We start from the raw sequence: 12,484 nt of genomic DNA on the forward strand, positions 1-12,484 counted from the left end.
AATTCTTAATGGTTTATTATTTAATAATAGGAAGATAAATGCGTGACATCAGTTTTAAACTATCCGTTTCTTTTGGATCATTCAACATCACCTCTAGTTGCCTTGTTCCTAACTTAATTTTTTTAGATTGCGCATAACTGTTCATTCGTTCTATTGTTTGATTTCGCTTAGAACGAGGTCCAATATGCAAGGTTAATAAATATTCTCCTTCCGGAACCACTACTTTCTGCATTCCTTTCTGCAAAGGTAAATCCTCTATCAGTTGTATACCGGAGAAAAAAGTAACCTGGTCTTTTTCTTTATTAAAATCAGTAAAATAGATATATGGAAAACCTAAATCAAAATCAAGCCCACCTTCATCTTTATTCATCAACGATTTATAAATGATTTCGAAAGAAGCATCTACTTTTTCCATAATCAGTTTATCTGAAATCTTCGTTTGTTTTTTAATGGCTAACAAATTCGTTTTTCCTAAGAATCCAATTCGAAACTCCCCATAATTTAACCTTCCTTCTTTTTTATCTTTATCTAAACGAATTTTCACTCGTTTACTTAACTCATCCAGAGATTCTTCAAATTTTGATTCAGGGTTTTTGAAATAAGCAAAATAACGATAGAAATAAGGGATTTTCTGGCTCAAATAATTCAACTTCGCAATGGTTTTACCATTTTCATTTTGATCAAACTTCACATTCAAACTATCCAGTTTTTCCCATCCATCGTATTTGATTGTATAATTAACAAAACGATTCACCGAAAAATTATCGATTGTGATTTTTCCTGAAGCAATAGCAGCATCTTCTGAATCCCAAGTCATCGAAATTTCATCTTCTTCTTGTGTATTTGAAAATTTTTTGGTTGTTAACGAATCTGCAGCCGTGAATTGTTCCCATTTAGAAAATTGGCGAAGGTTGTAAAATTCATCATAAACTAACCCTACAGGTGCATCAAATTCGTATTCGATGTCTTCATCAAAACGGTCAGGTAATACGATTGGCAAAACAGCTAAAATCGCAATAAGAATAACTAAAAAAAGATTTACTTGTTTCATTTACAAAATTGAATGTACAAAAATAGAAATACTTTACAGCACTCGTTATATATTCATCGAAATTAATCTTCTAAAAGTACTATATTTGATTAAATAATATAAACTTATGGACTTTACAAATTTAATTCAAGGAGCTATTGGCCAACAAGTAGTTGGTTCTGCCGCAAAACAATTGGGCATAAACGAATCTCAGGCGCAAACTGCTGTCGCTGCTGCTATACCTTTTTTACTATCTGCGTTAAATAAAAATGCACAAAACGGTGGTGCTGAAGGAATTTCAAATGCTTTAAATCAGCATGACGGAAGTATTTTAGATAATCTTTCTGGTTTTTTAAACCAAGGAGGAAATCAACAAGATGGTTTAGGAATTTTAGGACATGTTTTAGGAAATAAACAACAAAACGTAGAAGCTGCAATTTCTCAACAATCCGGATTAAACATGCAACAAGTGACTCAAATTTTAGCTCTAGTAGCTCCTATTGTAATGGGGTATTTGGGAAAACAAAAACAATCTGAAAGTTTAGATTCTAATGGAATTGCAGGATTATTAGGTGGTTTAGTTGGAGGATCATCTGCACAAGCTAATCAAGGAGGAATAAACTTAGGAGGATTTGAAAAATTGTTAGACCAGGATGGTGATGGACAATTAGGTCTTGGAGATGCAATGGGCTTATTAGGTGGCTTTTTCAAAAAATAGTCATTTGTCTTAAAAAAATTAAAAAACATAAAATTTATTAAGCAGGAAATTTTCTTGCTTTTTTTGTTTCAAAAATTATCAACCTAAAGGTTTAGAGGTTTTAAAATTATCAATTCTTTAAATATTCGAAATTTTAATTAAAAAAATCATTCTATTATTTACTCTTCAATGTATTTTTATCAACACTCAATTTTATCAAAAGAATTAAATCTAAAAAAATCCATTTATAGAATTCGGTCTTTTTGCTGAATTCAAATTCAATTGTTTGTTATGAAAAGTCGAGAAATTCTCGGCTTTTTTTTTAATTTAGAGGTAAATCTATTTTAAAACCTACTCCTCGAACCGACTCAAATTTCACACTTTTATCATATTGAAAATATTTTCTTAGACGCGTCATAAAAACATCCAAACTTCGCCCCATGAAATAATCATTTTCACCCCAAATTTTTTCTAAAATTTCTTTTCGAGTCACTAATTTTTGATTGTTTTGAATAAAATAATTCAATAATTCTGTTTCTTTTTCTGTTAATTGAAAAACCTCATCCTGAAAAGTCAACGTTAATTGGTTTCGATTAAACATATACGTTCCTATTGAAATCACTTCTTCTAAAATCGGTTGGTTTCGTTTTAAAATATTTTTAATTCTCAACACCAATTCTTCAGGATCGCAAGGTTTCGTGATATAATCATCAGCACCTAATTTCAATCCCAAAACACGATCAAAACTTTGTGCTTTAGCAGTTAAAAATAAATAAGGAATTGTAATGCTTTCTCCTATTTTTTTAGCTAATGTAAACCCATCTATTTCTGGTAGCATTACGTCCAAAATAATCAATTGAACAGCAGGTAATACGGATAAATCTTCTAGTAACTGTTGTGGATGACTGAACCATGTTACTTCAAAATCAGAAAATTCGAGATATTGTTTCAAAACTGTTCCCAAATCCTGGTCATCTTCAACCAAAATCAATTTAGTTTTCATTCGGCATTCTAATTAAAAATTCAACACCTTTTTCTTTATTTTTCTGTACATGAATCGTTCCTGAATAACGTCCAACAATATTCTTCACCAAATACAAACCTACTCCTAAACCATTCACATTTTGATTAATTGATCGGTTTATACGGTAATATTTATCAAAAATAAATGGAATTTCATTTGATGGGATTCCAATTCCATCATCTGAAAATTTCAAAATAATTTCATGTTGAAATTTTAAATTTAGCTCAACTCTAGATGCGCCGTATTTTACGGAATTTTCTATTAAATTTTGAAATATTTGTTGAAAATCATTTCCTTGCAACTTATTATTTTTTTCAAACAAGATTTGACTAATGATCTCAATTGTATGAAATTGACGTTTCGCTTTCTGAATAATTTCACTCAAAATAATTTCATTTAACAACTCATTATTTTCTTCATTTTTTGCAAAAATGGAATCGACCGTATTCTCCAAACGATTGATTTGTCTATTCATCATCTCTTTTGTATCTGAATGTTGAATTTGATGCAATGCAAATTTCATGGTCGTAATTGGTGTGTTCAATTCATGTGCAATGGAATCTATTGTTACATGTAATTGGTTAATCTTCTCTTCTTGTTTTGCTAAATTCTGCATACTTTTCCAGTATAAAAAAATTATCAATATAACAATCAATACACTCACTATAATAAGTGGAATAATTTTCTTTAGAATTAAGAACCTAATATTCAATAATTCATAATCCGTTTTTCCTTTTATTTTGTATTTATGTCGTTCATTCGACTCAATTCCTCGGTCGGTATCTCGCTCATTGCTAATATCATCAGAAGACCATATACTTTGATTAATATTAACAGGATGGCTCATTTTCCTAGTCGATTCGTAAATGACATAATTTTTGTTTTGTAATAATTCTTTATGATTTAATCCGTCATAAACAGAAAAAACATCTGTACGGAGTGAAATTTCAAAGCCTTTATCTTTCGAATAAACTTCCAATAAAGAATCGACAAGAGGTGTAAATATTTTGTAATTATAATCTACTTTTTCCCGAATCATTTGCAACTCATTAAACTGCTTTTTTTCATCATGATTCAATTTTTTAAAATACTGTATAATCTTATCATCATTGTTATCCGTTTCATATTTCTTCATGTAATCCATCACCTTATTTGCAATTTCCTGCGCCTCTTTGTTCAAATCTTTTGTGATTAATCGATACGAATTATAAATGTAATAAGCTTGCAATGCAACTAAAATTGTCAGTGCAAAAGAGAAAATAAGTGTATAATATTTTTTGGAAAGTTTCATAAGCTTTTCATCATCTCAAAAATACATTGATTTTTTTCATAAATCATACGTTAACTCATCGTTAACCATTCATTAACTGACAGGATTTGTTTTTAAAATCAACTTTGTTAAAAATAATTACATGAAAGCAACAGCCTATCTTCTACTCTTTTTTCCTCAGTTAATTTTTGCTCAGTTAACGACAGGAAAATTGATTGATGAACAGAATCAAGCCATAAAAAGTAGTTCCGTAGAAGTCGAAATTCCTTCGTTAGAACCTATTGTACTAGAAACAGATGAAAATGGACAATTCAGTTTTGAGCTCAATCAAGCCAAATCATTCACAATTTACATCAAAGAATTTGGTTACCAGGAATTTGAAGAAGTTTATCAGACTGACAACCTAAAACCACTCACAATTACATTAAAAAAAGATGAAAGCATCCAACTAAAAGACGTAATCGTCTCAAGTCAGAAACCTTTATTAAAACGTAAAATTGACCGGATTGAATTCAATGTTGACAATACGCCTTTACAAAATCTTAGTGCTTGGGACATTGTAAAGAACACGCCCAATGTTATCTTAAAAAATGATCAGTTAAGTGTCCGTGGAAACACACAAATTTTAGTTACAATAAACGATAAAAAAACATTGATGACACAAGACGAACTGAAACAATTGTTAGAAAACACTGATGGCACTACTGTTTCTTCTGTTGAAGTGATTACCAATCCCCCTGCGAAATACGAAGCATCCGGAAGTGCAATTATCAACATCAAAATGAAAAAAAATGTACTTTCCGGCTATAAAGGCCAAGTTGCTACCCGTTATCATCAATCTATTTATAGCAAAGGAATGCTAGGCACTTCACAATCTTATAATACAGACAAATGGCAATTAACCGGTAGTTATTATTTTGTGAATGGAAAATATGTTCGCAAAAATTTTGATGTAACCACTTATGAACAAGATAAATCTCGCTGGGAAAGTGATATGATTCGCCGAACTGTTGCAAAAGAACAGCACGTATACAACTTTGCTTCTCAATATACAATTGATAGTTTACAAAATCTACAATTTGGAATGAATGGATATAGAAATCCTGCTTCTATTGGAAATTACAATGTTCCGACCAATATTTACAATATAGACAATAATCAACTCGAATCTTATTATGTCACACAAAATCATCGTCGCGAATCTTCAAACAGTTTTAACAGTTATTTGGTATATGACAAAAAATTTGGAAATAATAATTTGACTTGGTCCAATAATTTCAGTCACCGTTATTACAAAGAGAAACAAGATGTCCTGACGCAATTAAATTTCAACGATAAACCTTATGAAGAAAACAGGTTTTTGAATAATGCGCTTCAAAAATTAAATCTTTATTCAACACAAATAGATTACACCTTCACCAACAAAGATTTTGGTTTAGAAACCGGTACAAAATATAGTTTCGTGAAAAACGATAATGATTTAGATTTTTTCGAGTCCATCCAAAACACTATCGAATATCAACCTGATAAAAGCAATGTTTTCAATTACAAAGAACAGATTTTCGCCCTTTATATTTCGTCTAACTACAAATGGAAAAAATGGGAAGCAAAAGCCGGTTTGAGATCAGAAACAACTTGGATCAATACTATTTCGGATAATCCCATTACAAAAAACAAACGAACAAATACAGGTTTCTTTCCGACATTCTATTTAATGTATAGTTTCGAAAATGCAGGACAAATTGGATTGAATTACGGAAAGCGAATCGATCGTCCCGATTACAACTTTTTAAACCCTTCAAAATCATATTATAATATGTTTTCTTATTTTCAGGGCGATGCAAATGCCATTTCAACGATTATCCATAATTTAAGTTTATCATACACACTAAAAGACTGGAATTTTGAAACTTATTATCGCTACGAAAAAGATCCTGCCATGGAAATTTCTATCCAAAACCCTGAAACTTTTGAAACAGTTTACCATTTTACAAATATCAAAAACGGAGAAGCATTTGGAGCTAACCTTTCGAAAAATTTCAATCTCAAATCCTGGTGGAAACTAAATTTATTTGCAATGGGAGAATACAATGAAAATTATTATTTCGGTCCGGATCAAAAACAATACAAAAATGATGTGTTTTTTTATCATCTTTCACTCAGTACACAATTGGATTTGGATCAGGCAAAAACATTTAATCTTTCGGCAGGATATCGCTACAATTCAAAGGCTATTCAAGGATCTTTCAACATTAGTTCCTCTCAAAATACATATGTGATTTTAAACAAAAAATTATGGGATAAACGTTTTGAAATCGGATTAACTTTTAACGATATTTTCAAAACAGATCGTGGAACCATTTCAACTAAATATGCGGACCAAAACCAATATTTCAAAGATTATCGTGACACACAATATTTTATTCTTAACCTCAAATACAACTTCGGAAACCTAAAAGTGAAAGACGCGAAACAAATTGAGAAAACAAGTGAGCAAAATAGAATTTAACCTGTAAGATGTATATGTTTTTATTAAATTTGAGAAAAGATTACTTACATGAATTCTATCAAATTAAGTCGTACCGATTCTACAAATAGTGCTTTTCAAGAACTCGTTCAGGAGTTAGATATTGACCTAAGAAAAAGAGATGGAGAATTTCATTCTTTTTTTGCACAATACAATAAAACAGATTTAATTCAACATGTCATTGTTGCTTATATCGAGAATACTGCTGTTGGCTGCGGAGCTATAAAACATTATTCCGATACAACAATGGAAATAAAAAGAATGTTTGTAAATCCCGATTTTAGAGGAAAAAGAATAGCTGCAAAAGTTTTGAATGAGTTGGAAAATTGGGCTACAGAATTAGGATACGAAAGATGCATTTTAGAAACAGGATTGAAACAACCTGAAGCAATCGCCTTGTACGAAAGATGCAATTATCAAAAAATTAAAAACTATGACCAATATGAAGGGATAGAAGAAAGTGTCTGTTATGAGAAGATTTTATAATAAAAAAAGAAGCTGAACAAATGTTCAGCTTCTTTTTTTATTATTTATTGGATTCTTTTACCATTTTACTCATCTCGTCAGCAGAAATTTCGCCATCCATAATCATATACATTTGTTGATTATCACTGTTGATACTCATCAAAACATTCTTAAAGATTTTAGCACTGGCATTTTCTGTCAAAAAACGAATTTTACTCCCTTCTTTATTGATTGACATCAATTCTTCCAATTTCATTTTATCAAAAGCTGTTTTTAATTGATTTTTGGCTTCGTTATTTTCATTATCCACCATAATCATTTTGATTGAATTCATTTTTTTGAACAAACCATCCAAATCTTTCAAATCCGAATCGTCTGTCGAAAAATCTCCCATCATATTAAACATTGCCTTATTAATTGTAATGGTTGTAACTCCTTTTTTATCCTGAAATTGATTATATAATTCAACAAATTTATTTGTTTGCGCATTTGCAAATCCTACGATAAACAGTGTTAAGATGAATACATATTTTTTCATATTTTCTTTTTTTTAAAGTTCTATTGATAATGATTTTAATTGTCCGATTGCTTTAGCTCCTTGATCAATATTTTTTGAAAATAATTTCATAGTCGTATAAGCTAAAACTTTTGCCTCATCAAAATTTTCAACTGGTTCTCCATTTACAACTACATAGTCTGACGAATATTCATCTGTACTTTCAGATTTTGCTATAGATAAACCAACTGATTGAATTGTTGACTTTTTATTTTCATTTTTGATTGATTTTGTAACTTTCGATAATTGTTTTTCTTCCTCTTTTATTAGAAAATTTTCTGATGATGGAATATTCTCTACATCTTCTTTTACAACTATATTCTCTCTTTTTTCGGTTGATTTTTCAGGTTCAATAATTTTAACAACCGTTGAATCTTTGTCGACTTCGTTGTATTCTCCTAAGAAAAACATCATTCCGATTCCAATTAAAACTGAAGCTGCAATTCCTGAGATTTTCCACCACAAAAACCTCTTTGCTTTTGGTTCTTCTACAATCTCTTGTTGATTCGTTTCAACCTTTGTCATAAAATCATCAAAACTTAGCTCCATTTTTATTTCTTTTTCCTTTTTCAAAATTTCAAAAAAAGGATCTTTTTCATTATTTCTCAGCTGTTTTTCTTGCTCTTCGGTCAACTTTCCGGCAAAAAAATCATCTTTATTTATAATTGATTGCTCTTTCTTCATGTTCAAAAAAAACTTCTAATTGTTCCCTTACTTTTTGTCTTGCCCGCATCAGATTGACTCGAATTGTATTTTCTTCCATTTCCAAAATTCCTGCAATCTCCTTTATTTCAAGTTCCTCAACATCTTTTAGATGCATTACTTTGCGCTGTTTATCTGGCAATTGGTCAATTAAATTGAGAATAAGCGGTTTTATTTCTTGTTGCTCGTGTTGAATACACCAATCAGTTTGTACTACGTTTTTATAATTCTCCCGAACATCAAATTTTCTCAATCGATTAACACATTCGTTATTTACCATTCGCATCGCATACGCTTCTATATTGCTCACCTCTGCCAATGAATTACGTTTTTCCCATAATTTCATTAAAATTTCCTGAACAACATCATAAGCTTCATCGTCACTTACCAGGATTCTTCGTGCAAAACGAAACAGCTTATCCTTATGGACAAATACCGATGTTTTAAACGTTTCCTGATTCATATTTAGTGCTTTTACTAATAAGACATCTAAGTGCTACGAAGTGTTACATCTAAATTTAAACTTTTTTTGAACAAAATAAAAAAGCCCCTAAAAAAAGAGACTTTATACATAAAAATATTTTTCGAAATAAATTATTTTTTCAAGAAAACAGTTCCTCCTGCTTGTGCTTTCGGAAAAATTGTTACATCAGCAATTTGTACATGCTCCGGTTGCTGCAACAAATAGTCGATTGTATTGGCTACATCATCCGCTTTCAAAGGTTCGAAACCTTTGTATACATTCTCAGCACGATCTTTATCTCCTTTGAAACGAATCAAAGAAAACTCTGTTTCCACTGCTCCAGGTGCAATATTCGAAACTTTAATTCCGTAGGGTAACAAATCGTATCGCATCCCTTTACTCAAAGATTCTACAGCAGCTTTCGAAGCACAATAAGTTCCTCCGTTGGGGTAAACTTCTTTCCCAGCAATTGAAGAAAGATTAATAATATGCGCATTATGAGATGCTTTCAACAAAGGAATGATGGCTTTTGAAACATAAATCAATCCTTTTACATTGATATCAATCATTGCTTCTAAATCTTCTAAATCCGCAGTATCAAAAGGAGCTAATCCATGTGCATTTCCTGCATTATTGACCAAAACATCAATACTTTTCCACTCGTTCTCTAAACTTTCTACTGCATAAAAAACAGCTTCCTTGTCACGAACATCAAATTGAATTGTTTTTACTTCTGTAATTTGATTTAATTCTGCCTGAATTTCATCTAATCGTTCTTGACGGCGACCACATAAAATTAAACGATAATTTGGGGCCAACTTCTTTGCTGTCGCCATTCCTATGCCAGATGTTGCTCCGGTAATGAAGACTGTTCTTTTCATGTTTCTTAAATAATTAAAAGTGCTTTTTTAAGCCCTCCTAAGATACAAGCTAAAAAGAAATTAAAAAATGACTTATCTTGTTTTCGCTCGACATTTTCTACTTTTTCTTCTTTCATTTTTCCACGTGAATCATTTTTAACCGCCGCATTTCCTACAGCTGACAAAAGCTTGCGTTTCGAACCATCATCTCGTAAAACATTTACTTTCAAGTTCTGGTAGTTTATACCAAAATCTCCTCCTGCTATTTTATCATTTCCATCAAAATTAAAGTTGATTCTATTGAAGAATCCATCAACAGAAACTTTGAGATAAGGTTTTACAAAAGGGTCCAGATTTTTCGCAGGAAGATCCGTAATCGAACCATTGATGTTAAATTTTTCTGACCGATTCATTGGATTAAATGTCCAATTTGCACGTAAATCTCCATTCATAAACTCAGAACGCCAATTCACATCCACATCTGGTAAAGATTTTTTCTTATAACCAGAATTTACATTTTTGACTGTAGCATTCACAGAAGAAAAAGTCAACTTTCCTGTTCCATTACTTTTGGGTGTTTCTTCTTCATATTCTAATTTAGAATTTACCAAGTGTAATTGTTTTACTCCTAAATCAAACTTCATTTCCCTAAGTTTTTCTGAAAACATTGTTTTACGTTTTGTATCATCAGGCGGCACTAAACTTCTGTAGATATTTGCATAAAGACGGTCTAATTTAAACTGATTTGCTTTCAAAAAGAAATCTTTGGATGGCGAAATCCCCCATTGAATACCATTTCCTGTTAACTGCTTGACAGAAACTGTGTACAAATCGGCTTGCTTTTTCAACGAAGAAGTATATGTCTTTCGAGAAACCTTTGGCGTTAAATTCAGTTGATTCAAGACTAGATTTCCGTTCTGAAATTGCAATCCTCCGGTACTTAATCGATATGTTTTTCCCAAACCATAGTCAATACCAGATGAATTCAATAAAACCGAATGGTAAGAAAACGGAATTGCTTCCTGTATGGTTTTCGGATCAACATTAATTTGATTAAACACCAGTTGAATCTGTTTTAAACTCAAATTTGGATTTTTTTGTTGATAAGGAATAACATCTAAATGACCATTTACCAGCGATACTTTATCAACTTTTATAATGTCGTTAAAATCTTTTGACATTTTCCCTTCACGCTGAGCAACTCGTCTTGGTTGACCATATATTGTAAATTTTGGATTTTTGAAAATAACATGTTGAACATGCAATTCTTTACCATATTCATTTCTAAATCCTAAAACAGTTAAATTAACATTATTGAAATCAAATTTTTGCGAAGCAATAAATCGGGATTGTTTCACCTGGATAGTATCTATTCCGAGGTTAAAATTGATCAAAAATTTTTGTGTTGCTTTCTCCGCTTTTTCAGCAATGACTTTTTCATTCTTTTGATCGATGATTTTTACATTTACTTCATCCAACTTAATTGAATTCGAATGGAAGAAAAAGTTCCCGTTTTTGATTCCCCAACTGTTGTTATTTAAAGTTAGGATGGGAGCTTCAACATCTAGCAACGTATTCGATTTTGTAAAATTTTGATTGAATTGATTTTTTGAAATCAAGGGTTTCATTTTAAAATTCTTCAACGTTAACTTCTTTTCTGTCAAATCAAAATTAGAAGCCGTCAACGTGTGCATTTCATTCAAACGATAATACATCGAATCCAGCTTTATTCTGAATGTCTTATAATCTATCGGAATATCATTTGTTCGGGTTAATGCGTTCATTTTTATACCTTCTATGTTCAAGGCAACATGATTCACGGCATACTGAACTGTTTGTGCATTGGAAAAAAGTGATCGGATTTTTCCGTCTTCTATTTGTAGTTTTTTAATATTAATCAGCTCTGCATCATCTGTTTTTATATTCACTTTTTTAATTGGCTGTTTTTCAACTTTATTTCCGGGATTTGCAGTGATTATAGTAATCTTTGGTTTCTTGAATTTAATCAAATCAGTCTTGAAATAGAATTTATCCTCTGAAGTAAACCCCCAATCCATTTTTGTAAGTGAAAGTAAAGGCGTTTCGATATCCAATAAATCTGCTTCAGAATCATTTGGCACATACAATTTACCATTCATTTTAAGCGGTTTCATCGAAAAATTATCTAACTCAAAATCTGTTTCGTTGAAACGAACTTTTCTAGCTTTAATCAGCTGTTTGTCTTTTACGACAAAAAACATTGAATCTAATTTGATCTCAAAATCAGAATATTTGAATGGTATTTTTTTATCCGCTGTTTTTTCATTAAAACGAACCCCATCAAAATCGATACTAAAGTTGGAAACATTTGCAATGTGTCTTTTACCTGAGTTGGAAAATAAATTGAATTCTCCGTTTTTGATGTTTACATTTGATACGTCAATACTCTGTCCTACTTTTGGTTGAACGGTATCTTTTTGAATTGAATCTGTTCTTTCTTTCAAATAATAATTTACTGTTGGATTTTTAATGTTGATTGAATATGCCGCTACTTCTTTTTGAGTAATTAATTTGAAAAAATTAATCCCGACAATCTTTATTTCTTTGACTTTTCCAGTCGCATCAATAGAATCTTTTATCATCAAAGAATCTTTGGGAGAAACTTCAACATTTTTTAAGGAAAGAGATGAATTAAAGACCGAGAAGCTTAAATCTTCATACGTTAAATTGTAAGCTGTATCGTTTTTTTCTGCAATGATTATTGGAAGACGGTCATTGAGAAAATAGCTGATATAAAAGCTTAAAATAAAAAGTATCGCAATAATAGATATTAGAGCGATACCGATTCTTTTTATCCAACGGTTCTTAATCATTGATATAGTTTGGTTAATACAAGTAAAACAATTATTAT

Annotated in this window: 11 protein-coding genes; 3 read left to right on the forward strand and 8 right to left on the reverse strand. The window is 30.9% G+C overall.

The genetic code is table 11. The annotated features are described in order from the left end of the window. Window positions 1–16 precede the first annotated feature (16 nt). Complete coding sequence (locus tag H277_RS0115835) at window positions 17–1,051, reverse strand: GyrI-like domain-containing protein (protein ID WP_019976598.1); 1,035 nt, start codon at window positions 1,049–1,051, stop codon at window positions 17–19. A 106-nt stretch (window positions 1,052–1,157) separates the two neighbouring features. Here H277_RS0115835 and H277_RS0115840 point away from each other — a divergent pair, with 106 nt between their 5' ends. Further along, entirely contained in the window at window positions 1,158–1,748 is a 591-nt protein-coding gene (locus H277_RS0115840; RefSeq protein WP_019976599.1) for a DUF937 domain-containing protein, read from the forward strand. Window positions 1,749–2,049: 301 nt separating this feature from the next. Here the strand turns inward: H277_RS0115840 and H277_RS0115845 are convergent, their stop codons facing one another. Both H277_RS0115845 and H277_RS0115850 read right to left on the reverse strand, forming a co-directional pair. Then, window positions 2,050–2,730 carry a response regulator transcription factor gene (locus H277_RS0115845; protein WP_019976600.1) on the reverse strand — a complete coding sequence of 227 codons (681 nt, stop codon included), beginning with the start codon at window positions 2,728–2,730 and terminating at the stop codon, window positions 2,050–2,052. Next, window positions 2,720–4,042, reverse strand: coding sequence for a sensor histidine kinase (locus tag H277_RS0115850; protein ID WP_019976601.1), 1,323 nt, complete (start codon window positions 4,040–4,042; stop codon window positions 2,720–2,722). Before H277_RS0115850 ends, H277_RS0115845 begins: the two co-directional genes overlap by 11 nt. 121 nt (window positions 4,043–4,163) lie before the next feature. Here H277_RS0115850 and H277_RS0115855 point away from each other — a divergent pair, with 121 nt between their 5' ends. Then, complete coding sequence (locus H277_RS0115855; RefSeq protein ID WP_019976602.1) at window positions 4,164–6,530, forward strand: outer membrane beta-barrel family protein; 2,367 nt, start codon at window positions 4,164–4,166, stop codon at window positions 6,528–6,530. A 48-nt stretch (window positions 6,531–6,578) separates the two neighbouring features. After that, the gene (locus H277_RS0115860) at window positions 6,579–7,034 is read left to right on the forward strand and encodes a GNAT family N-acetyltransferase (protein WP_019976603.1); all 456 of its coding nucleotides are present in this window, start codon (window positions 6,579–6,581) and stop codon (window positions 7,032–7,034) included. A gap of 40 nt (window positions 7,035–7,074) precedes the next feature. Here the strand turns inward: H277_RS0115860 and H277_RS0115865 are convergent, their stop codons facing one another. From H277_RS0115865 to H277_RS0115885, 5 genes are all read right to left on the reverse strand, one after another. Beyond that, the gene (locus tag H277_RS0115865; RefSeq protein ID WP_019976604.1) at window positions 7,075–7,551 is read right to left on the reverse strand and encodes a DUF4252 domain-containing protein; all 477 of its coding nucleotides are present in this window, start codon (window positions 7,549–7,551) and stop codon (window positions 7,075–7,077) included. 12 nt (window positions 7,552–7,563) lie between these two features. Beyond that, a complete protein-coding gene (locus tag H277_RS0115870; RefSeq protein ID WP_019976605.1) occupies window positions 7,564–8,253 on the reverse strand; it encodes a hypothetical protein in 690 nt (229 codons plus the stop codon). Continuing rightward, window positions 8,225–8,734 (reverse strand): RNA polymerase sigma factor, encoded by a 510-nt coding sequence (locus H277_RS0115875; protein ID WP_019976606.1) that lies wholly within the window; start codon window positions 8,732–8,734, stop codon window positions 8,225–8,227. Before H277_RS0115875 ends, H277_RS0115870 begins: the two co-directional genes overlap by 29 nt. A gap of 131 nt (window positions 8,735–8,865) precedes the next feature. After that, window positions 8,866–9,615: an SDR family NAD(P)-dependent oxidoreductase gene (locus H277_RS0115880; protein WP_019976607.1), complete on the reverse strand. Its 750-nt coding sequence runs from the start codon at window positions 9,613–9,615 to the stop codon at window positions 8,866–8,868. A 5-nt stretch (window positions 9,616–9,620) separates the two neighbouring features. Further along, window positions 9,621–12,446 (reverse strand): DUF748 domain-containing protein, encoded by a 2,826-nt coding sequence (locus H277_RS0115885; RefSeq protein ID WP_019976608.1) that lies wholly within the window; start codon window positions 12,444–12,446, stop codon window positions 9,621–9,623. Window positions 12,447–12,484 lie beyond the last annotated feature (38 nt).

The sequence above is a fragment of the Empedobacter brevis NBRC 14943 = ATCC 43319 genome (assembly GCF_000382425.1).
In the GTDB taxonomy this organism is placed as follows: Bacteria; Bacteroidota; Bacteroidia; order Flavobacteriales; family Weeksellaceae; genus Empedobacter; species Empedobacter brevis.

Excerpts from the sequence above, each read along its gene's own strand:
- H277_RS0115855 (WP_019976602.1), top strand. The coding sequence starts at position 4,164 with ATGAAAGCAACAGCCTATCTTCTACTCTTTTTTCCTCAGTTAATTTTT.
- H277_RS0115860 (WP_019976603.1), top strand. The coding sequence starts at position 6,579 with ATGAATTCTATCAAATTAAGTCGTACCGATTCTACAAATAGTGCTTTT.
- H277_RS0115850 (WP_019976601.1), bottom strand. The coding sequence starts at position 4,042 with ATGAAACTTTCCAAAAAATATTATACACTTATTTTCTCTTTTGCACTG.
- H277_RS0115870 (WP_019976605.1), bottom strand. The coding sequence starts at position 8,253 with ATGAAGAAAGAGCAATCAATTATAAATAAAGATGATTTTTTTGCCGGA.
- H277_RS0115875 (WP_019976606.1), bottom strand. The coding sequence starts at position 8,734 with ATGAATCAGGAAACGTTTAAAACATCGGTATTTGTCCATAAGGATAAG.
- H277_RS0115840 (WP_019976599.1), top strand. The coding sequence starts at position 1,158 with ATGGACTTTACAAATTTAATTCAAGGAGCTATTGGCCAACAAGTAGTT.
- H277_RS0115865 (WP_019976604.1), bottom strand. The coding sequence starts at position 7,551 with ATGAAAAAATATGTATTCATCTTAACACTGTTTATCGTAGGATTTGCA.
- H277_RS0115835 (WP_019976598.1), bottom strand. The coding sequence starts at position 1,051 with ATGAAACAAGTAAATCTTTTTTTAGTTATTCTTATTGCGATTTTAGCT.
- H277_RS0115885 (WP_019976608.1), bottom strand. The coding sequence starts at position 12,446 with ATGATTAAGAACCGTTGGATAAAAAGAATCGGTATCGCTCTAATATCT.
- H277_RS0115845 (WP_019976600.1), bottom strand. The coding sequence starts at position 2,730 with ATGAAAACTAAATTGATTTTGGTTGAAGATGACCAGGATTTGGGAACA.
- H277_RS0115880 (WP_019976607.1), bottom strand. The coding sequence starts at position 9,615 with ATGAAAAGAACAGTCTTCATTACCGGAGCAACATCTGGCATAGGAATG.